This window comes from Nocardioides furvisabuli (assembly GCF_021083185.1).
Lineage (GTDB): Bacteria > Actinomycetota > Actinomycetes > Propionibacteriales > Nocardioidaceae > Nocardioides > Nocardioides furvisabuli.
Window position 1 is genome coordinate 79,929 of the sequence record NZ_JAIGQB010000008.1, and the last position, 21,051, is coordinate 100,979.

Below are 21,051 nucleotides of genomic sequence, written 5' to 3' on the forward strand. Positions count from 1 at the left end.
GCCACGGTCCTCCACGACCCGTGGCATCCGGTCCCGACCTGAGCTCGCGACGTCGCGGGGTCAGGACCCGGCCCGGGCCTTCTTCGCCTTCTTGAAGTCACGCACCTTCTGCAGGGAGTCCGCGTCCACCACGTCGGCGACGGAGCGGTGGCCCTCGAGGGCGTAGTCACCGACCGCGGCCTCCCAACCCTCAGGACGTACGCCGAGCTGCTTGGCGAGGAGGGCGACGAAGATCTGGGCCTTCTGCTTGCCGAAGCCCGGCAGCGCCATCACGCGCTTGAGCAGGTCCTTGCCGTCGGCGGCCTCGGTCCACAACCGGGACGCGTCACCGCCGTAGGTCTCCTCCACGATGCCGGCGAGCTCCTGCAGGCGCGAGGCCATCGACCCCGGGAACCGGTGGATGGCCGGCGGGGTCGAGGCCATCGCGGCGAACTCGTCGGGGTCGGCCGCGGCGATCGCCTCGGGCGCGATCGTGCCGAAGCGGTCCAGCACCTTGGCGGGGCCGCGGAACGCGTGCTCCATCGGGTACTGCTGGTCGAGCATCATCCCGGCCAGCAGCGCGAAGGCGGAGTCGTCGAGAACCTTGTCGGCGGCGGGGTCGCCGGTGATCTGGAAGCCCATGGGTCCATCCTGCCCGACGTGGTGCCGGCCCGGGACCTGCCGGGCGGACCTACTGGGCCTTGACCGCCAGCACCGGGCACGGGGCGTCGAGGAGCACGCGCTGGGCGTTGCTGCCGAGGATCAGCTTGCCCACGGGCGAGCGGCGACGCAGGCCGATGACGAGCAGGTCGGCGTTGTTGGCCTCGGCGATGCTGATGAGGTCCTCGGCGGGCTCGAAACCGCGTACGAGCTGGCGGATGTCGTGCTCGACGCCAGCCTCCTCGAGGGTGGCGCGGACCGCTGCCATCTCGTCCTCCGCGGTGCGTGCCCGGGTGCCGTCGAACTCCTGGCCCCCCCGGTGGGAGTTCACCACCACGAGCTTGCTGCCACGCAGCTTCGCCTCGCTGATGCCAGCTGACAGGGCGGCCTCGCCCTCCGGCTTGGGGACGTACCCGACGACGACGGTGCCCATGGTGTCTCCTCTCGTGACCAGCAGCGCCACGCCGCCGACCTGGTGGCACCGTAACGGAAACCGGCTGCCTTGGGCAGCCTGTGGACAGGCGCGTTGCGCACGCTCTCCTCCGGCAGGGTGAGGACATGGCGTCCACCCGTGCGCGTCCCGCAGGGCCCGTCGTCGGCCTCGAGGCCCCGATCGACCGAGCCACCCATGCGGTCCTGCGCGCCGCGACGCTGGAGCTGGTCGAGGCCGAGGCGCGGCGTCACTTCCCGGCGGTGCTGCACGCCGGCGTGCCCGGTCGCACCGCGCGCCACTGCGACGAGCCGCGGGCCGCCGACCCGGGCCTGCGGGCCGACCTCGTGCTGGCGCTGCTGCGCCACGCGTCGGCGCTCACCCCGCGCCCCTACCTATGGCTCACCCGGCCCGGCGAGCTGAGCACGCACGACGAGGACCTGCGCTGGCTCGGCCCCGCCGCCTGGGCGACGTCAGCCCTCGGGGCGCACACCCCGCTGGTCGTCGTGACGCGCCGGGGCTGGTTCGACCCCGTCAGCGGCGTACGCCGCGAGTGGCGGCGCCTGCGCCGACGGGCGTGAGGTCGCCTCAGTCCCAGAGGTGCACGGGCTCGTTGCTGTGCATGCGGTCCTTGTAGTCCAGCAACGTGGCGCGCAGGGCGTCGAAGCGGTCCTCTCCCCCACGCGCGCGCACCCGCTCGACGAACCATCCAGCGCCACTGGCCTCCAGCAGGCACCGCTGCTCGATGATGCCGAGGTAGTGTTCGCTCTCCTCGGTGGGCACGCCCCACGCGTCGAGACCGGCCTTCGCCATGGGCAGCAGGCGGCGCAGCACGAGCTCGGTGGCGCGGGCCTGGCCGATGCCGGGCCAGTAGACCTGGGCGTCGACGCCCATCTGGGCGGCGACGTGGAAGTTCTCCTCCGCGGCCGAGAACGACATCTGGGACCACAACGGCCGCTCGTTCTCGGCGAGGAAGCGGATCAGGCCGAACCACAGGGCCGCGTTGGCGATGGTGTCGGCGACGGTGGGCCCGGCCGCGAGCAGCCGGTTCTCCACCCGCAGGTGCGGCACTCCGTCGGCCACGTCGTAGACCGGCCGGTTCCAGCGGTAGATGGTGCCGTTGTGCAGGCGCAGCTCGTGCAGCAGCGGGGTGCCGCCGGACTCGAGGACCTCGAGGGGGTCCTCCTCGTCGGTCACCGGCAGCAGGGCCGGGAAGTAGCGCACGTTCTCCTCGAAGAGGTCGAAGACCGAGGTGATCCAGCGCTCGCCGAACCACACGCGGGGTCGTACGCCCTGCGCCTTGAGCTCCTCGCTGCGCGTGTCGGTGGCCTGCTCGAACAGCGGGATGCGGGTCTCGCGCCACAGCTCCTTGCCCAGCAGGAACGGGGAGTTCGCGGACACGGCCAGCTGCACGCCGGCGACGGCCTGGGCCGCGTTCCAGTAGGCCGCGAACTGGTCGGGTGAGGTCTGCACGTGGAACTGCGTGCTCGTGCACGCGGCCTCAGGCACGATCGAGTCCGCGGTGGTGCTGAGCCGCTCACGCCCCGAGATGCTGATGGTGATGTCCTCCCCGCGGGCGTTGAGGATCTGCTCGGACAGCAGGTTGTAGCGCGGGTTGGCGCTCAGGCTGGCGCGGCTCATGTGGCCCTCCGCGAGCGTCGGCAGGATGCCGATCGCCACCTGGTGGGCCCCGACCTGCGCCGCCTTCTCCTCGGCGTCGTTGAGGGAGTGGCGCAGGCTCTGCTCGAAGGTGCTGAGGCCGCCCTCGCGCAACTTGGCCGGAGCGAGGTTGATCTCGATGTTGAACTGGCCGAGCTCGGTCTGGAAGTCGGGGTCCGCGATCGCCTCGAGGACCTCGGCGTTCTTCAGCGCCGGATCGCCGGCGTCGTCGATGAGGTTGAGCTCCATCTCGAGCCCGGTCATCGGGTCGTCGGTGTCGAAGCGTGCCTCGCGCAGCATGCGTGCGAAGACATCGAGGTTGCGGCGCACCTTCGCGCGGTGCCTCGTCCGGTCGGCGCGACTGAACTCCTGCTGATCGACCTCTTCACCCATGCCCGAACCCTAGTGTCGCGGGCACACCGCGGGAACCGTCCCGAAGGCTGGTCCACGCCGATGGGTCAGGCCTGTGGGTCAGGCCGCGGGATCCGCGGTCCCGCCGAGCCGGGGTCGCAGCACCTCCCAGTCGTCCGGCGACGTGGCGGACTCGAGGAGCTGGGCGACGAGTCCGGCCAGCGAGTGGTCGGGATCGACGTCGTGGCAGCGGTCGACCGCGCACCACGCCAACGCGCCGTCCCCTGCGAGCCAGGCCGCGAAGGCCAGCACGGCTGCGGGGGCGGCGACGTGGCTCGTCGGCAGGCGGCGAACGGCGTCGGACCACAGCTCGACGGCGCCACGTGCGTCGGCGCGTCCGAGCCAGGCCCACGCCTCGTCGCGGAGCGCACCGGCCGTGACGGTCAGCGCGACGGTCGCGAGCTCGGCGCGGGTGAACCGGGTGCCGGTTGCCAGGTGCCGGCGCACCAGCGCCCCCAGAGCACCGGCGGGCAAGGTCGCAGCAGAGCATATCTCGTCCTCGACCTCTCGCGCGAGGACGGCGTCGAGGGCGATCGACGCGCGCAGGGCCTCGCGGCTGGCGTGGGTGACACGTCCGTCGAAGACCGCCTGGGCGGTGAACGGGTGCTCGGCCAGCTCGAACGGCACGCCGCGGTAGGCCGCGAGCGGTGCGCCCGGCAGGACGGCGTACCAGTGGTCATCGTGGACCCGCAGCACCTCGCGGACCTCGACGCCGGCCTCGCCGAACTCCTCGTGGATCGCCCAGGCGGCCTCGTCGGCCACGGTGGTGTCGTCGTCGTAGATCACGATGACGACCTCTCGCACGCCGTGGCGACGGGCCGGGCGCAGGAGTGCCTCGACGACGTCGTCCACGTCGTCCGGGTCGTGCGGCAGGTCGACGCGGGCCTGCATGCCACCCGGCGCCCCGGTGCTCACCATCACCACGGAGTGCTCGGGCAGGAACCCGAGGGCGAGAGGGACGAAGGCAGCGATGTCGGCGGGGGTGCGTGCTCGCAGGAGCGTCCGCGGCGGCGAGCCCCGGTCGGCGGAGGCGAAGGCGGACTGGGACGGGGTGCTGTCGGAGGTTTCCATGAGCAGGACGCTTCCCGCGCCCACCGACCCTCCATGCCCGATCGGCTCCAACCCTGTGGAGAACCGACCCCGCGGCCCGCCTGTGGACGGTTCGTGGCCCACGACCCGCCGCCCGAGCCCCGTGGACGAGACCCTGAGAGGATGCGGCGGTGACCGGACAGACGATGCGCGCCTGATGCGTTCGACCGCCTCGGTCCTGCACCTGGACCTCGACGCGTTCTTCGCCGCCGTCGAGCAGCGCGACAAGCCGTCGCTGCGCGGGAAGCCGGTGATCGTCGGTGGGACCGGTGGGCGCGGCGTCGTGGCCACGGCGTCGTACGAGGCACGCACCTTCGGCGTCGGGTCGGCGATGTCCGGGCGTGAGGCGCGGGCGCGCTGCCCGCACGCGGCGTTCCTCAGCGGCCGCTTCCACGCCTACCGCGAGACCAGCGCCTGGGTCATGGAGGTGCTGCGCGAGCTCTCCCCCCTCGTCGAGCCGCTGTCGCTCGACGAGGCCTTCGTCGACCTGGCCGCCGCCGACCTGCCCGACCTCGAGGTGTCCACCGTGACCGCGGCAGGCGAGCGGCTGCGCCAGCGCGTGCACGAGGTGACCGGTGGCCTGACCGCGACGGTGGGCATCGCCTCGTCCAAGTTCCTCGCCAAGGTCGCGAGCGAGCTCGACAAGCCGGACGGGATGACGGTGGTGCCGCCGGGCACCGAGCTGACGTTGCTGCGGCCGATGAAGGTGACCGTCATCCCGGGCGTGGGACCAGCCACCGCCGAGCGGCTGCGGCGGGCGGGCATCCACACGATCGCCGAGCTCGAGGCGGTCGAGGAGGACGAGCTCGTACGCCTGCTCGGCCAGGCCCAGGGGCACGGGCTGTGGCAGCTGGCGCGCGCCCGCGACCCGCGCCCTGTCCTGGCCGAGCGGGAGACGAAGTCGATCAGCGTCGAGGGCACCTACGACACCGACCTCAACGACCGCCGGGTGATGGAGGGCCTGCTCGCCCGCCAGGCGCGCGACGTCGGCGCCCGGATGCGGAAGAACGGCTTCTCCGGTCGCACCGTGACGATCAAGGTCCGCCTGCACGACTTCACCACCCTCAACCGCTCCAGCACCCTGTCCAGCCCCACCGACGACGGCACGACGATCGCCCGGATCGCCCGGTCGCTGCTCGCCGATCTCGACACCACCGGGGGCGTGCGGCTGCTCGGCGTCGGCGTCTCCGGGCTGGCCGACTGGGTGCAGGAGGACCTGTTCGGGTCCACACCGGAAGAGGACGAGGCCGAGGAGGTGCGGCTGCTCGAGCCACCGCGCCGTACCTGGCCGCCGGGCGCGGACGTCGTGCACGACGAGATGGGCCAGGGCTGGGTCTGGGGGTCGGGCTCCGGCGTGGTCACCGTCCGCTTCGAGACCGCCGAGACTCCCCCCGGTCCCGTGCGCAGCTTCCGTGACGACGACCCTGCGCTGCGCCGTCTCGAGCCGCCCGCCGAGGACTGAGCCGAGACCGACCCGTCACCGGGTGTCCACCGGTCGCGTGCTGCGCGCCGCGCCCCCGTCGGGCAGTCTCCCCGCGCGGCCCGCGCATGATCCCCGCGCGGAGGGGAACCCCTGAGAAGTCCCTGAGAGTTCCGGAATCGTGGAATTCCAGCAGCCACTGGCGCGTCACATCTGGTGAAGGCACCGAGCAATCCGTTCGGGAATCCCGCAACGGACACAGGCGTTGGATCAGACGTGCGACACAGGGGTGGGCGCACGAGGAGCAGGAGGACCAGATGAGCACTGCACAGGCCAAGCGCACCACCACCACGCGTGAGATCGAGGGCCGCGACAGCGTGGGCCTCTACCTCGACGAGATCGCCCGCACCCCGCTCCTCGACGCCGAGACCGAGGTCGAGCTGTCCAAGACCATCGAGGCAGGCCTGCTGGCCCAGCACCTCCTCGACACCGGTCGCATCGGCCGCCGCAAGGGCGGTGCCCCGATGAGCGCCAACGAGGAGGAGCTCGAGTGGCTCGCCGAGCAGGGACGCCTCGCGGTGGACCGCTTCATCGAGGCCAACCTCCGCCTCGTCGTCTCCATCGCCCGCAAGTACGGCCGCTCCCAGATGCCGATGCTCGACCTGATCCAGGAGGGCAACACCGGACTCATCCGCGCCGTGGAGAAGTTCGACTACACCAAGGGCTACAAGTTCTCGACGTACGCCACCTGGTGGGTCCGCCAGGCGATCACCCGCGGCATCGCCCAGCAGGCCCGCGTCGTCCGGCTCCCCGTCCACGTGGTCGAGGAGCTCAACCAGGTCGGCAGCGCCCGTCGCACGCTGGAGCGCCAGCTCGGCCGCGACCCGGAGCCGCAGGAGATCGCCACCGAGCTCGGGATGGAGCTCGACCGCGTGCTCGACCTGATGAGCTGGGGTCGCGACCACGTCTCGCTGGACACCCCCGTCGACGAGGACGGAGACACCTCGCTGGGTGACCTGATGGCGCAAGAGACCGCTCCGGGTCCGGACCTCAACTTCCTGGACGTCGAGGCGCGCCAGCGGCTCGAGGACCTCGTGGGCATCCTGGACGAGCGTTCGGCCGACATCGTGCGGGCGCGCTACGGCCTGGCCGACGGCCGCCAGCACAAGCTCGCCGACATCGGTGCCCGTCACGGCATCTCCGCCGAGCGGGTCCGCCAGCTCGAGCGCGAGGCACTGCAGAAGCTCCGCCGCGCCGGCGACCCGGACCTCGCGGCCTGATCGTCTAGTACGCCGCGGACAACAGGTCCGCACTCGCGGCCCGTGCCCGTTCGACCACGTCGGCGGGCACGGGCCGCTGTGCTGCCACGCGTGCCTGCCACACCTGGAGCGCGACGACCCGGGCCGCCGCCTCCTCGACCCGCTCGCGCGAGACGTCGCCTGCGATGATCGCGTCGGTGACGATCTGGTGCGTCGTGGCCGTCTCGACCGGCATGAGCAACAGGTCGGCACCCGCCTTGAGCGCCTGGAGGGCCGGCGTCGGCCGTCCACCGACCGCACCCATGCCGAGCGAGTCGGTGATGGCCACTCCCTCGAAGCCGAGGTCGTCGCGCAGCAGGTCGTACACCTCGGGGGCCATGCTCGCCGGCACGCCGGGCGCGATCGCGGTCAGGTCGAGGTGGCTCAGCATCACCGCGGGGGCCGCCTCGTCGATCGCCGCCTCGAAGGGCGGCAGGTCGTGGGCCTCGATCTCACCGAGGGGCGAGTCCACGACGGGCAGCGTGTCGTGGCTGTCGCTGGTGGCGGTCCCGTGACCCGGGAAGTGCTTGACCGTCGAGACGATCCCGGCGGCGTCGTAGCCCTTGATCGCCGACGCCACGGCGTCGGCCGCGACCTCCGGGTCCGTCGACGGGGAGCGGGCACCGATCGTCGGGTCGGCGGCGCCGATGGTGACATCGGCGACGGGGGCGAACACCCAGGTGAAGCCGAGGCCGCGCAGCTCGAGCGCCGTGGTCAGCGCAGCCACCCGGGTCGCGCGGCGCCCTTCCTCGGGATCGGCGGAGATGGCCTGTCCCGCGGAGGCGAAGTGTGGGAACTCGGTGGCGATGCCCCGCAGGTGGGAGACGTAGCCGCCCTCCTGGTCCACGCCGATCACCGGCGGGAAGTCGCGACCGTCGTCGGCCGCCGCCTGCGCGATGCCGGCAGTCATCGCCTGCACCTGGTCGAGGTCGGCGACGTTGGCACCGGTGACCGAGACGCCTGCGAGGTGGAGGTCGCGCACCATCTGCGCCGGCTCAGCAGGATCGGTGCCGTGGAAGCGCCCCACGATCACACCGCCGGCGAGCTGCTCGGGGGTCCAGGTGCTGACGAGCTCGCGGGCCGCGTCGAGCTCGCCCACGGTGGGTCCCCAGGAGGTCGGGGCGTCCGGGTCCTCGGTCTCCTCGGCCCCGGACTCGGCCCCTGACGAGGTGGACCCGGCCGGGGCAGAGGACGACGGCGCGGAGGTCGCAGGCGCCGCCTCGTCGGACGTCGGGCTGAGGACGGCGCAGCCGCTCACGAGCAGGACACCCGTCGCGATCGCGGCCAGTCGGGGTCGGATCGGAAGCACGCGTGGAGGGTACCGGCCGCGCCCGCGCGAACCGGAAACGTCAGCCCCGCGCGGCCAGCTCGGCGTAGACGTCCTCCACCCGGCGGCGCAGGTCCTCGAGCGAGCCGGTGTTGTCGATGACGTGGGTCGCGATCGCCCGTCGTTCCTCCCGTGAGGCCTGGGCGGCGATGCGCGACCCGGCGTCCTCCCGGGTCCATCCGCGGTCACCGACCATCCGCGCCATCTGGACCTCGGAGGGTGCGTCCACGACGATCACGGCGTCGAACGAACCGGCCCGACCGACCTCGGCCAGCAGCGGGATGTCGTGGACCACCACCGCGTCGGCGTCGGCTGCGCCCTCGAGCTCGGCACTGCGCCGGTGCACCAGGGGGTGGATGATCGCCTCGAGGCGCTTGCGGGCACCCGCGTCGGCGAAGACCAGGGCACCCATGGCCGGACGGTCGAGGTCTCCCCCGGGCGTCAGCAGCCCGGGCCCGAACTCGGCCACGACCGCCTCCAGCCCCGGCGTCCCCTGCGCGACCACCTCGCGCGCGATCGCGTCGGCGTCGATCACCACCGCGCCCAGCTCGGCGAGGATCGCCGACACCGTGCTCTTGCCGGAGGCGACGCCCCCGGTCAGCCCCACCCGGACGGTCACTGGTCCTCCCCCACGACGACGGTCAGCATCTCGTGGAGCGTACGACGCTGCGCCAGCGTCAGCACGGCCAGGTCCCGCTCGAGGGCGGCGGCCACCTCGGTGGCAGTGCGCGCACCGCCTCTCGACGGTCCGCGACGCCGACCGGGCACTTCGTGCTTGTGCTGGACGGCGACCGGGCACTTCGTTCCGTCTGCGAGTGAACGAATCGCCCGGTCAGCGCCTCTGCGAGGAACGAAGTGCCCGCTCGGCTTGCCTGCGGGAAACGAAGTGCCCGGTCGGCTCAGGCGGACGCCTTCTCGGCGGCCGCCAGCAGCACGCACGTCGCGACGGCCTCCATGGCCTCGGTGACCTCCGCGAGCGGCGGCATCGTCGGCGCGAGCCGGATGTTGGTGTCGTCCGGGTCCTGCTTGTAGGGGAAGGACGAGCCCGCGGGCGTGAGCGCGATGCCCGCCTCCTTGGCCAGCGCCACGACGCGCGACGCGGTGCCCGGCACGACGTCGAGGTTGACGAAGTAGCCGCCGGCGGGCTTGTTCCAAGTGGCCACACCGCGACCGCCCAGGCGCTCGGTCAGCACCCGGTCCACCTCGGCGAACTTCGGCGCGATGATCTCGCGGTGCTTTCCCATGTGCTCTCGCACGCCCTGCGGCGAGCCGAAGAACTGGGCGTGCCGCAGGTGGTTGACCTTGTCCGGGCCGATCGAGCCGTTGCCGAGGTGCCCGAGGTACCACGCGACGTTGGCGGTGGACGCCGCGAGGAACGCCACGCCTGCGCCGGCGTAGGTGATCTTCGACGTCGAGGCGAACATGATCGGCCGGTGCGGGTGCCCGGCGGCCGAGGCCAGCGTGAGGATGTCGGCGCTCTTCGCCTCGTCCTCGGTCAGGTGGTGCAGCGCGTAGGCGTTGTCCCAGAAGATCTTGAAGTCCGGCGCTGCCGCCGGCATCGCCGCCAGGCGAGCGGCGACGTCCTGGCTCACCACGGCGCCCGTCGGGTTGGCGTACGTCGGCACGATCCACATGCCCTTGATGCTCGGGTCGTCGGCCACCAGCGCCGCGACCGCGTCGACGTCGGGGCCGTCGTCGTGCATCGGCACCGTCACCATCTCGATGCCGAGGCTCTCGAGCAGGGTGAAGTGGCGGTCGTAGCCCGGCACCGGGCAGACGAAGCGCACCTTCTCCTCCTGCCGCCACGGGCGCTCGGAGTCGACGCCGCCGAAGAGCATCAGGTAGACGAGGCAGTCGCGCATGATCGTGAGGCTGGAGTTGCCGCCCGCGACGACCTGGTCGGGCTCGACCGACAGCAGCTCGGCGAACATCTCGCGCAGCTCGCGCAGGCCCTCGAGCCCGCCGTAGTTGCGCACGTCGACACCCGCCGCGTCCTTCGTCGAGGTGGGCAGGTGCAGCAGCGCGTCGGAGAGGTCGAGCTGCTGCGACGACGGCTTGCCGCGGGTGAGGTCGAGCTTCAGCCCGCGTCCCTTGAGCTCCTCGTAGGCCGCCCGCTGCTCCTCGAGCAGGGTGGCGAGGTCGTCGGCGGACAGGTCGGTCAGCGCAGTCGCGGTCACGCGGGCAAGGCTACCGAGGACCGTCCTGCGGCCCCGGGGGTGGCGCCACGGATCGGGACGCACGCAGCCTCACGGCCGCCTCAGGCGGTCAGCCGGAACGAACGCCGGTACTCCTGCGGGCTCACTCCGCGTGAGCGACCGAAGTGGTGGCGCAGGGTGGCGGCGTTGCCGAACCCGACCTCGCCGGCGACCCAGTCCACCGAGTGGTCGGTCTGCTCGAGCAGCTCCTGCGCCGCACGCACCCGTTCGCCGAGGATCCAGCTGTAGGGGGTCGTCCCGGTCTCCTCCTTGAAGCGGCGGGCGAAGGTGCGTGCCGACATGTGCATCTGGCGCGCGAGGGTCTCGACGTCGAGGTCATCGGCCAGGTGCTCGCTGATCCAGGCCAGCAGCGGCGCGAGCGCCTCGGACTCGCAGACCGGGACCGGGCGTGCGATGAACTGCGCCTGCCCACCGTCTCGGTGGGGCGGCACGACCATCCGCCGGGCGGTGGTGGCAGCCACCTTGGCGCCGAACTGCTGGCGCATCACGTGCAGCGCGGCGTCGAGCGCGGCAGCCGAGCCTGCGCCGGTGACGATCGATCCGTCCTGCACGTAGAGGACGTCGCGGTCGACGATCGCCTCCGGGTGGCGCTCGGCCAGCTCGGCGGCGAAGCGCCAGTGCGTGGTGCAGCGACGACCGTCGAGGAGGCCGGCCTGCGCCAGCATGAAGGTCGCCGAGCAGTGGGCGAAGAGCATCGCGCCCCGCGCGTGCGTGGCCCGGAGCAGCTCGGAGACCTCCGGCGACGTCTCCAGGTAGTTGCCCTTGGGCGCGAGGCAGACCAGGTCGGCGTCGGCCGCCTCGTCCAGCCCGTGCTCGACCACGAGGTCGAAGCCGGCCCGCGTGCGGAGCCTGCCGGGCTCGGGTGTCACCACGACGAAGTCGAAGACCGGGTTGTCGTCCTCGGGGTGGTAGGGCTCGGCCCATACCTCGCACAACGCTCCCAACCCGAACGGCTCGGGCTGGCCCTGGACCACGACGGCGACCTTCTTCACGGACCTCAGCATGCCCCGCCCATGGCAGGAACTCGACTAGCACCGCCATTCCTGCCAGGCCCCGGCTGTCCCCACACCCGACGGGCACGGGCGACCCGGCACAATGCGGGGCATGGGCGACGACGGGCTGGGTGAGGGCTCGCGGGTCGCCCTGCTCGTGCCCGGCTCGCCGGCGTACGTCGACCTGGTGCTCGCGCTGCTGGCCGACGGGATCTTCCCGGTCCCGCTCGACCCCGCCCTCACCGCGTCCGAGCGCGAGCGGATCCTCGCCCCGATCGAGCCCGACCTCCTGGTGACCTCCCAGGAGCAGGTCGACGACCTGCTGGCGGGCCGGGCGGACCGACAGCGGTCGCTCCCCCGCGGGCGCCCCATCCACTGCACGAGCGGCACCACCGGCACGCCCAAGGGCGTGTGGTCGGGCCTGTTGACGAGCGCCGAGGCCTCGGCGCTGGTGGCGGAGGAGCGCGACCTCTGGGACTTCGGCGCATCCGACGTCAACCTCGTCCTCAGCCCGCTGCACCACTCCGCCCCGCTGCGCTTCGCCATGGGGACGCTGCTCGCCGGCGGCCGGATCGAGGTCCCCGGGAAGTTCGACCCGGCCGCCGTCACCGCCGTCATCGCGGCGGCCCGCCCCACGACGATGTTCTGCGTGCCGGCACACCTGCAGCGGCTCTTCGCCCACTGGGACGAGGTCGGTGTGCCCGACCTGTCGTCATTCCGGCTCGTCGCGCACGCCGGCGCTCCGTGCCCCGACGCGGTCAAGCGCCGCCTCGTCGAGCTGTTCCCCGACGGCTCCACGTGGGAGTTCTACGGCTCCACCGAGGGGCAGTTCACCGCCTGCCGGTCCGAGGAGTGGCTGGCCCACCCCGGGACAGTCGGTCGCGCCCGCCCAGGTCGCACCCTGACCACCGACTCCGAGGACCGCATCTGGTGCGCGGTGCCCTCGCACGCCCGGTTCACCTACCTCGGCGCTCCCGAGCAGACGGCCGCCGCGTGGCGGGACACCACCGCCGGGCCCGCCTTCACCGTCGGCGACGTCGGGCGCATCGACGCCGACGGCTACGTCCACCTCGACGGGCGGCGTACGGACCTGATCATCTCCGGAGGGGTCAACGTCTACCCCCTGGAGGTCGAGAACGCACTGCGCGAGCACCCCGGGGTCCAGGACGTCGCCGTGTTCGGCGTCGCCGACGATCAGTGGGGGCAGCGGGTGTGTGCCGCCGTCGTCGGCACCGCCTCGCCCGACGAGCTCGCCGCGCACGCACGCCGGGTCCTGGCCCCCGCCAAGCGACCGAAGGACTACGTCACGGTCGGTGAGCTGCCGATGACCGCGACCGGGAAGGTCCGCCGCGACGCACTCGCCGGGCTGGCCCCCTGACCCGGCAGCGTCAGGCCGTCCACACGTGGCGGATCTCGTCGACCAGACCGCGCGACTGCCGCAGCCCCGCCTCGGCGGCGTCCTTGCGCCTGGCGGGATCGAGCAGGTTGCGCCCGAAGGCCGCCAGCGCCTCGGGATCCGGCGTCACCACCGACCACTCCCGGGGGGCCACGCGCTCGAGCTGCGCCCGGATGGACGTCTTCTTGCTCAGCGACCTCGGCAGCGGCGCCAGGACCACGACCCGCTCGACATCGCGGGCCACGTCGACGTTGGCGGTCGAGCGCATGCCGCCGTCCATGTAGGACCGACCGCCGATCTCGACCGGTGGCCACACCGTCGGGACGGCGCAGCTGGCGGCCACGGCCGAGACGAGGTCGACCCCGGAGTCGGCGGTGAAGACGGTGAACTCACCGCTCTCCGCGTCGACGGCGGTGATGCGCAGGTCGCGCTCAGGCCAGGCGTGGACGGGCAGCCGGGAGCGGATCACGCCCTCGCGGTCGGCGCTCCCGGGCTCGTGGGCTGCGCGCGCGACACGGCCGACCCTGGCCAGCTTGTCGCGACCGCTGCCGGGCAGGAGGTAGGGCGGCGCGAGCTTGAGCGCGGCGATGCGCGAGAGCCGGCCACCCAGCTCGGCGTCGGGCGGCTCGAGCTGCGCGGCGTAGAGGTCAGCGGTCGGTACGTCGTTGGCGACCTGCGCGCCGACGACCGAGCCCGCGGACGTCCCCACCACGATGTCTGCGTCAGTGAGGTCGACCCCCGCCTCCGCCAGGCCGGCGATGATGCCGATCTCCCACGCGATGCCCGTGATGCCGCCACCGCCGAGGACGAGTGCCGTACGCCCGTGTCCTGTCATGCGCCAGTTCTACCCCACGCACGACGACGGCCCGCCGGGGATCCCGGCGGGCCGTCGTGATGTGCGTCAGGTCAGGGGGTCAGCCGATCAGGCCTGGCCACCCGTGAGCTTCTCGCGGAGCGCCTGCAGCGCCTCGTCCGAGGCGAGCGAGCCGCCGGTGTCGCCACCGGACTCGCCACCCTCGACGACGTCGCCGCCCGAGGAGTAGGACGTGGCCTCGCCGGCCTCGACCTCGGCCTGCTTGGCCTCCTCCTGCTGCTTGACGTGCTGCTCCCAGCGCGCGTGCGCCTTGGCGTACTGGTCCTCCCAGACCGCACGCTGCTCGTCGAAGCCCTCGAGCCACTCGCCCGTCTCGGGGTCGAAGCCCTCGGGGTAGACGTAGTTGCCCTGCTCGTCGTAGGTCGCGGTCATGCCGTAGAGCGTGGGGTCGAACTCCTCCACGTCAGCGGCGGCAGCGGTCTCGTTGGCCTGCTTGAGCGACAGCGAGATCCGGCGACGCTCGAGGTCGATGTCGATGATCTTGACCATGACGTCGTCGTTGACCTGGACGACCTGCTCGGGGATCTCGACGTGACGCTCGGCGAGCTCGGAGATGTGCACCAGGCCCTCGATGCCCTCCTCGACACGGACGAACGAGCCGAAGGGCACCAGCTTGGTGACCTTGCCGGGCACGATCTGGCCGATCTGGTGGGTGCGGGCGAAGTGCTGCCACGGGTCCTCCTGCGTCGCCTTCAGCGACAGGGAGACACGCTCGCGGTCCATGTCGACGTCGAGGACCTCGACGGTGACCTCGTCGCCCACGGCGACGACCTCGGACGGGTGGTCGATGTGCTTCCACGACAGCTCCGAGACGTGGACCAGGCCGTCGACGCCACCGAGGTCCACGAAGGCACCGAAGTTGACGATCGAGGACACGACACCCTTGCGGATCTGACCCTTCTGGAGCTGGGTGAGGAAGCCGTGACGCACCTCGGACTGGGTCTGCTCGAGCCAGGCACGGCGCGACAGGACCACGTTGTTGCGGTTCTTGTCGAGCTCGATGATCTTGGCCTCGAGGACCTGGCCGACGTAGGGCTGCAGGTCGCGGACGCGACGCATCTCCACGAGCGAGGCGGGCAGGAAGCCGCGCAGGCCGATGTCGATGATGAGGCCACCCTTGACGACCTCGATGACGGTGCCCTCGACGACGCCGTCCTCCTCCTTGACCTGCTCGATGGTGCCCCAGGCACGCTCGTACTGAGCACGCTTCTTGGACAGGATCAGGCGGCCTTCCTTGTCCTCCTTCTGGAGGACCAGGGCCTCGACCTTGTCGCCCACGGAAACGACCTCGTTGGGGTCGACGTCGTGCTTGATCGACAGCTCGCGCGAGGGGATGACGCCCTCGGTCTTGTAGCCGATGTCGAGGAGGACCTCGTCGCGGTCCACCTTGACGATGGTGCCCTCGACGATGTCGCCGTCGTTGAAGTACTTGATGGTCGCGTCGATTGCCGCGAGGAAGTCCTCTTCGGACCCGATGTCGTTGATCGCGACCTGGGGCGCGTCGTAGTCCGGAAGAGTGGAGAGCGTGCTCGTCATATGGAAGGAATTTCCTTGGATGGATGGAGTCGTGCGGACGCGCGCAACCGCCTGTTTCACTGAGCCACGGCGGTGAGGTGTCACTGACGAGAGCTCGGCGAGCCGGGGTTCGCTCGGTACGGAAACCGGGCAGACGTCTGGCGCAGCACACAAGAGTACGCGCCTGCGACCGCGCACGTCCAACCGGGCAGGCCCCCTCGCGCCACGCTCACGCCACGCTCACGCCACGCTCAGCGACCGAAGGGCCACGCGTGGACGTCGCCGGTCTCCGCAATGGCCAGGAGCAGTGTCTCGGCGCGGTCCGCCACCGGGTTCTCCCCTGCCCGTGACGCGAGGTCCACGAGCGCCCAGAGGTCGGCCGCGCGGGCGCCCTCGAGGACGACGGCCGGGTCTCCCCCGCGCACGGCGACCCAGGCGTCGAGGACGGCGGCGACGTAGGCAGGGTGGCGCTCGAAGCGGAGCAGGTTCCCCAGGTCCGTCCACGGGTGGCCGGCGTGTGCGTACTCCCAGTCGAGCACGGCGGCGACCTCGAGGGTCCCGGGCGCGACGAGGACGTTCTTGGGGTTGAGGTCGCCGTGGACGAGGCTGGCACGACCCACCTCGTCCAGCAGTGCCTGCGCGGACCCGCAGGCGTCGGTCAGGGCGTCCAGCCGCGCGTCCGACCACCCCGGCAAACGGCTGGCGGCCCACTCGAGCAGGTCGTCGGTGGGGAAGCGTCCCAGCCGCAGCTCGGCGTCGACGAACGGACCGGGTCGCAGCAGGGGCATCCCGGCGAGCGCAGCCGCCACGACGCCCAGGGACCGACCGAGGCGCGCCAGCGACTCCACGTCACCGGCCGCCACCAGGCGCTCGACGGCGAGGTCGCCGCGCTCGCCCGGCACGAAGGACGTCACCAGCAACCCCGGGACGTCCTCCTCGGCGAGCGGGCGGCGCACCTCCAGCACGTCCGGGACGGGCACCAGGCCGCGAACCAGGCCCAGCACCGAGCGGTCGACCTCAGGGGCCGCGGCACCGCGCCGGTCACCGGGCGGGTAGATCCGTACGACGGCCCGCTCTCCGCCGGCACCGGCGACGAAGGTGCGGCCGGAGTGGCCGCCGGGCAGGGGATGCCAGTCGAGTCCGAGGTCGCTCACCCGCGCCATGGTGGCACGGGCCGCGGGCACGTCCCCGGAGAGCTCGGCTCATACCTTCGGACACGGTTCATGTCACCTTCTTGTGCACGACTCGTTGATCGGGCTAGATCTCTTCTCACCGTGGCGTAGATCTCTCGAGGATCTACGGGCGCAGACGCACAGGGGGTAGGACGCATGCAGGCACGACGACAGCACCGGCCACGGGGCCGGTTCTCCACAGGAGCGGCCATAGCCGTGGCGCTCGCGCTACCCGGGTCGATGCTGGCCCTGACCCAGGCGCCCGCCGCGGCGGCGCCGCTGCCGGCGGCCTACTCCGCCGACGCCCACGCCGACATCGTCGACCTCGACGTCGACCTGCTCGCCCTCGACCTGGCCGGGGTCCAGGTCGGGCACAGCCGCAGCACGGTCGCGAGCACGACGACCGACGGCACGAGCACGGCGACCTCCGCCAACCTCGGCGGGACCCTGGCAGGAACCGGACTCACCCTCGACGAGGAGACCGTCACCGCACCGCCGTCTCAGGACCCTCCCGCGACCACGCTCCTCGGTGTCCCCCTCGCTCCGGTCGTCACTGTCGGCGCCGTCCAGGGCGACGTTCAGGCGTCGTGGGCGGGCGCGAACACCTGCGTGCCCGCCGCGCAGGACGGCACGAGGGTCATGTCCGACGCGCGCACCACGCTCGCCGGCCTGAGCCTGGCGTCGCTCCCCGGCCTGGGCACGCTCGCCGACGTGGCGGCGTCCGAGACCCGGACCCGTACCTTCCTCGACGACCAGGCACCAGGTGGTGCCGACGTCGTCTCGCGGACCACCACCACGGTCGGTGACATCAGCCTCCTCGACGACGCCGTCACCGTCGACGTCACCAGCCCCGTCGTCCTCGAGGCCCGCTCCGACGGCGCCACGGGCAGCGCCGGCTACGTCAACCCGCCGACGATCGTCGCGACGGTCGGTGGCCAGCAGGTCACCATCCCGCCGAACGGCCAACCGCAGCCGATCACGCTGCCGTTCGCGCTCGACCTCCTCGTGAACCTCTCCCTCACCGCCTACCCCGCGCAAGACCAGTCGGCGGGCGCGACGGGCAGCGCGACGGCGGACGCGCTCCTGCGCATCGACCTCGAGGTCCTAAACACCGGGCTCCTCGATGCCGCCGACGTCTCCCTCGGCATCGCCCCGATGTCGGTGCAGGCAACCGCACCGACCGGCGGGGTGGAGTGCGGGGTGGACGACGACGCACCCGCCGCCCCGGTCATCGACCAGCCCACAGAAGGATCCGTCACCAACGACGCGACGCCTGAGTTCTCGGGGACCGCGGAGCCCGGCTCGACGGTCGTCGTGACGGACTCCAACGGCAACCAGGTCTGCACCGACGTTGCCGAGGGCGGCACGTGGAGCTGCGCACCGGCCGCGGACCTGACCGACGGCGAGGACACCTACTCCGCCACGGCGACGGACGCGGCGGGCAACACCTCCGCACCGGACACGGTCACGTTCGAGGTCGACACCACGACCACGGTGGACGTCCTGACCCCTGCGGACGGATCCAGCACCTCCGACCCGACACCGGCAGTGTCGGGCACCGGTGAGGCCGGCGCGTCGATCACCGTCACCGAGGGCGGGCTCCCGGTCTGCACCACGACCGTGCAGTCCGACGGCACCTGGTCGTGCGACCCGGCGCTGCCGCTGCTCCCCGGCGAGCACACCCTCACGGTCACCGCGGAGGACGAGGCCGGCAACACCGACACCGCGACGACGACCTTCATCATCGTGCCTGACGGCGGCGACACCGTCCCGCCGGCCGCGCCGGTGATCGTCGCACCCGCCGAGGGCGCGTCGGTGCAGGACACCACGCCGCTGATCTCGGGCACCGGCGAGGCGGGGGCCACCGTGACCGTCGCGGAGGGCTCGACCGTCCTCTGCACGGCAGTGGTGGCCACCAACGGCACGTGGTCGTGCTCGCCCGCGGTCGCGCTGCCCCTCGGGCCGCACACCGTCAGCGCCACCCAGGCCGACGCCGACGGCAACGTCAGCCCCGCCGACACCGTGTCCTTCACGATCGTCGGTGCCACGACGCCTCCGACGTCCCCGGCGTCGCCGGCGTCGAATGACACCGACGGCGACGGCCTGTCCGACGGCCAGGAGGCGATGCTCGGGACCGACCCGAACAACCACGACACGGACGACGACGGCCTGAGCGACGGCGCCGAGACCAACGTCCACGGGACCGACCCTCGGGACCGCGACACCGACGGCGACCGCATCACCGACGGTCGTGAGGTCAGCGGCGTGCGCATCAAGGAGCGCTTCGAAGTCTGCGGCAAGAAGGCGCGTACGGCGATCCTCGTCCGCACCGACCCGCTGTCGAAGGACACCGACAAGGACGGCCTCACCGACGGCAAGGAGGTCCGCGGCTACAGGATCAAGCAGAAGGTGCGGACCAAGAAGAAGACGTTCTTCATCGGCAGGACCCGGTCCAACCCGACGAGGAAGGACACCGACCGCGACGGCCTGGAGGACAAGGTCGAGCTGACCGGCAAGGCCAACAAGCGCTTCGGCAGGGACCGGACCGACCCGTCCAAGTGCGACACCGACAAGGGCGGCGTCGGCGACGGCGCCGAGGTGAGGGCGAGGTCCAACCCCGCCGACTGGCGCTCGGGACCGCGTGACCCGCGGATCCGCGGCACCAGGCCCACACGCCGCGACGACTCCTTCGGGATCGGCTGAGCGAAGCAGCGACGACCGGGTCCTCGGACGGACACCTGTCCGGGGACCCGGTCGCGCCGTGGGTGCGCACTAGGCTCCCGCTCGTGGACGATCACCTGCCCCAGTCGGTCCGCGTCGAGCGCCGAGCGGTCTCCGAGGAGGAGTCGCGTCGGGCCAACGGCCCCGACTGGGACCGCTACGCCGACGAGTACCAGGCGACCCACGGCACGTTCCTCGGCGACGCCGGCTTCGTGTGGGGGCCGGAGGGCCACACCGAGGAGGAGCTGCACGTCCTCGGTGACGTCGCCGGCCTCGACGTGCTCGAGGTGGGCAGCGGGGCCGGTCAGTGCTCGCGCTGGGTGCGGACCCGGGGCGGTCGAGGGTTCGGCCTCGATCTCTCGCACCGCCAGCTCCAGCACTCGCAGCGGCTCGACGAGGAGACGGGTGTCGCCGTCCCGTCCGTGCGGGGCACCGCCACCCACCTCCCCTTCGCCCCGGCGACCTTCGACGTCGTCTTCTGCTCCTTCGGCGCGCTGCAGTTCGTCAGCGACATCGAGGACGCCGTGGGCGAGGTGGCACGCGTGCTGCGTCCGGGCGGCCGCTTCGCCTTCTCCGTCACCCACCCCACCCGCTGGATGTTCCCCGACGACCCGGGCGAGGCGGGACTGACGGCCACCCAGTCCTACTGGGACCGCACGCCCTACGTCGAGGTCGACGACGCCACCGGCGTGGTGTCCTACGTCGAGCACCACCGGACCCTCGGCGACTGGGTGCGGCTGCTCGCCGGCCACGGCTTCGTCCTCTCCGACCTCGTGGAGCCCGAGTGGCCGGCCGACCACGACCGCGTGTGGGGCGGGTGGTCACGCGCCCGCGGGGTGCTGACCCCGGGGACGGCGATCTTCGTCGCGCACGTGGCAGTCCAGTGACGACCGGCGCCTGGGTCGCGGACCCGACGGTCGCGTGGGTGATCGCCCTCGAGGCGCACCTTCGGGAGCCGGTGGACGTCGAACAGGTCGCAGCGGGCCTTGCCTCCGCCGGACTCCCCGGACCGGTCGTGACCGCCGACCGGGGCCCGGACGCCCTCCAGCAGGTCCTTGCGCCAAGGACCGCTGCGGTCCGCGCGGCGGTCTCCACGAACCGTGTCGTCCTCGGCGCCCAGCACGAGCGCTGCGACGGGCTGGGGCTCCTCGCCCTGCTCGAGGCGGCGACGGGCGCGGCGGCCACGTCGTCGGCCCGTGGCCTGGGCGAGCGCGACGTACGCGGGTCGGCACTCGGTTCCACGGCCCGACGGCTCGCCGAGGCGCTGCTCTCACCTCCCGCCCCGGTCGCAGCACCTGCAGCGGCGGGCCGGCGGGATGCGGGCGAGGCGTTCGCCCGCTTCACCGTCGCCCGCAGGCTCCCCGTCGCCGAGCTGACCCACGCGGCCGTGCAGGGCGTCACGGCCCACAACCGTGCTGTCGGAGGGCGTACGACGCGGGTCGCCGTCGCGATCGGCGCCTCACGGCTGGGAGGCGAGGTCCCGGTCGTGGGCGACCACAGCGCCCTCCTCCGGCTCCGGGGAGTGGAGCGGCTGTCCGTCCCCGAGGTGCGTGCCGCCATCCGCGAGGCTGCTCCCGAGCCGCCGCCGCCCGGAACGGGTGACGGACCGTCGCTCACCGGACGCGTCGCCACTGTCGCGATGGGTGCGCTCTCGTCCCGCCTCGGGTCCACCCTGCTCGTGTCCCACCTCGGCGACGTCGATGCACCGCAGGTCGAGGAGCTGGCCTTCTACCCCGTCACGGCCGGGGGCAGCGGCGTGTCCGTGGGCGCAGTGGGCCTGCGGGGGACGACCGTCGTCACCCTGCGCGGCCGTGGCCACCGACACCCGTCCGCCACGCTCGAGGCCCTCGGGCGCCGGGTGCACGACGCGCTCGAGGCGACCGGCAGCTGAC

Annotated in this window: 18 protein-coding genes; 7 read left to right on the forward strand and 11 right to left on the reverse strand. The window is 72.4% G+C overall.

Going from position 1 to position 21,051, the window contains the following annotated elements; all coding sequences use genetic code 11:
* Window positions 1-60 precede the first annotated feature (60 nt).
* Both K4G59_RS15375 and K4G59_RS15380 read right to left on the reverse strand, forming a co-directional pair.
* Entirely contained in the window at window positions 61-621 is a 561-nt protein-coding gene (locus K4G59_RS15375) for an HhH-GPD-type base excision DNA repair protein (protein WP_231251945.1), read from the reverse strand.
* A gap of 49 nt (window positions 622-670) precedes the next feature.
* Window positions 671-1,072: a universal stress protein gene (locus K4G59_RS15380; RefSeq protein ID WP_231251946.1), complete on the reverse strand. Its 402-nt coding sequence runs from the start codon at window positions 1,070-1,072 to the stop codon at window positions 671-673.
* 125 nt (window positions 1,073-1,197) lie between these two features.
* Here K4G59_RS15380 and K4G59_RS15385 point away from each other — a divergent pair, with 125 nt between their 5' ends.
* Window positions 1,198-1,650 (forward strand): hypothetical protein, encoded by a 453-nt coding sequence (locus K4G59_RS15385; RefSeq protein ID WP_231251947.1) that lies wholly within the window; start codon window positions 1,198-1,200, stop codon window positions 1,648-1,650.
* A gap of 7 nt (window positions 1,651-1,657) precedes the next feature.
* Here K4G59_RS15385 and K4G59_RS15390 read toward each other — a convergent pair whose 3' ends face one another.
* Both K4G59_RS15390 and K4G59_RS15395 read right to left on the reverse strand, forming a co-directional pair.
* On the reverse strand, window positions 1,658-3,121 hold the full coding sequence (locus tag K4G59_RS15390) for a glutamate-cysteine ligase family protein (protein WP_231251948.1): 1,464 nt from the start codon (window positions 3,119-3,121) through the stop codon (window positions 1,658-1,660).
* Window positions 3,122-3,199: 78 nt separating this feature from the next.
* A complete protein-coding gene (locus K4G59_RS15395) occupies window positions 3,200-4,210 on the reverse strand; it encodes a DUF4192 domain-containing protein (protein WP_231251949.1) in 1,011 nt (336 codons plus the stop codon).
* Window positions 4,211-4,385: 175 nt separating this feature from the next.
* On the opposite strand from K4G59_RS15395, the gene K4G59_RS15400 reads away from it, so the two are divergent.
* Together K4G59_RS15400 and K4G59_RS15405 are read left to right on the forward strand one after the other, a co-directional pair.
* Window positions 4,386-5,690 (forward strand): DNA polymerase IV, encoded by a 1,305-nt coding sequence (locus tag K4G59_RS15400; RefSeq protein ID WP_231251950.1) that lies wholly within the window; start codon window positions 4,386-4,388, stop codon window positions 5,688-5,690.
* 275 nt (window positions 5,691-5,965) lie between these two features.
* Window positions 5,966-6,928, forward strand: coding sequence for a sigma-70 family RNA polymerase sigma factor (locus K4G59_RS15405; RefSeq protein ID WP_207085216.1), 963 nt, complete (start codon window positions 5,966-5,968; stop codon window positions 6,926-6,928).
* A gap of 4 nt (window positions 6,929-6,932) precedes the next feature.
* Here the strand turns inward: K4G59_RS15405 and K4G59_RS15410 are convergent, their stop codons facing one another.
* The 4 genes from K4G59_RS15410 to K4G59_RS15425 all read right to left on the reverse strand — a co-directional run bounded on the left by K4G59_RS15410 (window position 6,933) and on the right by K4G59_RS15425 (window position 11,481).
* A complete protein-coding gene (locus K4G59_RS15410) occupies window positions 6,933-8,255 on the reverse strand; it encodes a glycoside hydrolase family 3 N-terminal domain-containing protein (RefSeq protein ID WP_231251951.1) in 1,323 nt (440 codons plus the stop codon).
* Between the two features lie 40 nt (window positions 8,256-8,295).
* A complete protein-coding gene (coaE, locus tag K4G59_RS15415) occupies window positions 8,296-8,892 on the reverse strand; it encodes a dephospho-CoA kinase (RefSeq protein WP_231251952.1) in 597 nt (198 codons plus the stop codon).
* A 280-nt stretch (window positions 8,893-9,172) separates the two neighbouring features.
* Window positions 9,173-10,450: an aspartate aminotransferase type Ic gene (locus K4G59_RS15420; RefSeq protein WP_231251953.1), complete on the reverse strand. Its 1,278-nt coding sequence runs from the start codon at window positions 10,448-10,450 to the stop codon at window positions 9,173-9,175.
* Window positions 10,451-10,530: 80 nt separating this feature from the next.
* Window positions 10,531-11,481: a GlxA family transcriptional regulator gene (locus tag K4G59_RS15425; RefSeq protein ID WP_231251954.1), complete on the reverse strand. Its 951-nt coding sequence runs from the start codon at window positions 11,479-11,481 to the stop codon at window positions 10,531-10,533.
* Window positions 11,482-11,593: 112 nt separating this feature from the next.
* Between K4G59_RS15425 and K4G59_RS15430 the strand changes: the two genes are divergently transcribed.
* Entirely contained in the window at window positions 11,594-12,859 is a 1,266-nt protein-coding gene (locus K4G59_RS15430; protein ID WP_231251955.1) for a class I adenylate-forming enzyme family protein, read from the forward strand.
* 10 nt (window positions 12,860-12,869) lie between these two features.
* Here the strand turns inward: K4G59_RS15430 and K4G59_RS15435 are convergent, their stop codons facing one another.
* From K4G59_RS15435 to K4G59_RS15445, 3 genes are all read right to left on the reverse strand, one after another.
* Entirely contained in the window at window positions 12,870-13,712 is an 843-nt protein-coding gene (locus K4G59_RS15435; protein WP_231251956.1) for a patatin-like phospholipase family protein, read from the reverse strand.
* An 87-nt stretch (window positions 13,713-13,799) separates the two neighbouring features.
* Window positions 13,800-15,287 carry a 30S ribosomal protein S1 gene (gene rpsA / locus K4G59_RS15440; RefSeq protein ID WP_231251957.1) on the reverse strand — a complete coding sequence of 496 codons (1,488 nt, stop codon included), beginning with the start codon at window positions 15,285-15,287 and terminating at the stop codon, window positions 13,800-13,802.
* Window positions 15,288-15,517: 230 nt separating this feature from the next.
* A complete protein-coding gene (locus K4G59_RS15445) occupies window positions 15,518-16,420 on the reverse strand; it encodes a phosphotransferase family protein (RefSeq protein ID WP_231251958.1) in 903 nt (300 codons plus the stop codon).
* A 234-nt stretch (window positions 16,421-16,654) separates the two neighbouring features.
* On the opposite strand from K4G59_RS15445, the gene K4G59_RS20560 reads away from it, so the two are divergent.
* The 3 genes from K4G59_RS20560 to K4G59_RS15460 all read left to right on the forward strand — a co-directional run bounded on the left by K4G59_RS20560 (window position 16,655) and on the right by K4G59_RS15460 (window position 21,050).
* A complete protein-coding gene (locus K4G59_RS20560) occupies window positions 16,655-19,141 on the forward strand; it encodes an Ig-like domain-containing protein (protein WP_231251959.1) in 2,487 nt (828 codons plus the stop codon).
* A gap of 83 nt (window positions 19,142-19,224) precedes the next feature.
* Complete coding sequence (locus tag K4G59_RS15455) at window positions 19,225-20,046, forward strand: class I SAM-dependent methyltransferase (RefSeq protein WP_231251960.1); 822 nt, start codon at window positions 19,225-19,227, stop codon at window positions 20,044-20,046.
* On the forward strand, window positions 20,043-21,050 hold the full coding sequence (locus K4G59_RS15460) for a hypothetical protein (RefSeq protein WP_231251961.1): 1,008 nt from the start codon (window positions 20,043-20,045) through the stop codon (window positions 21,048-21,050). Before K4G59_RS15455 ends, K4G59_RS15460 begins: the two co-directional genes overlap by 4 nt.
* Window position 21,051 lies beyond the last annotated feature (1 nt).

Bases quoted from the DNA above. Each gene is read 5' to 3' on its own strand.
- K4G59_RS15375 (WP_231251945.1), bottom strand. From the start codon at position 621: ATGGGCTTCCAGATCACCGGCGACCCCGCCGCCGACAAGGTTCTCGAC.
- K4G59_RS15380 (WP_231251946.1), bottom strand. From the start codon at position 1,072: ATGGGCACCGTCGTCGTCGGGTACGTCCCCAAGCCGGAGGGCGAGGCC.
- K4G59_RS15385 (WP_231251947.1), top strand. From the start codon at position 1,198: ATGGCGTCCACCCGTGCGCGTCCCGCAGGGCCCGTCGTCGGCCTCGAG.
- K4G59_RS15390 (WP_231251948.1), bottom strand. From the start codon at position 3,121: ATGGGTGAAGAGGTCGATCAGCAGGAGTTCAGTCGCGCCGACCGGACG.
- K4G59_RS15395 (WP_231251949.1), bottom strand. From the start codon at position 4,210: ATGGAAACCTCCGACAGCACCCCGTCCCAGTCCGCCTTCGCCTCCGCC.
- K4G59_RS15400 (WP_231251950.1), top strand. From the start codon at position 4,386: ATGCGTTCGACCGCCTCGGTCCTGCACCTGGACCTCGACGCGTTCTTC.
- K4G59_RS15405 (WP_207085216.1), top strand. From the start codon at position 5,966: ATGAGCACTGCACAGGCCAAGCGCACCACCACCACGCGTGAGATCGAG.
- K4G59_RS15430 (WP_231251955.1), top strand. From the start codon at position 11,594: ATGGGCGACGACGGGCTGGGTGAGGGCTCGCGGGTCGCCCTGCTCGTG.
- K4G59_RS15435 (WP_231251956.1), bottom strand. From the start codon at position 13,712: ATGACAGGACACGGGCGTACGGCACTCGTCCTCGGCGGTGGCGGCATC.
- rpsA (WP_231251957.1), bottom strand. From the start codon at position 15,287: ATGACGAGCACGCTCTCCACTCTTCCGGACTACGACGCGCCCCAGGTC.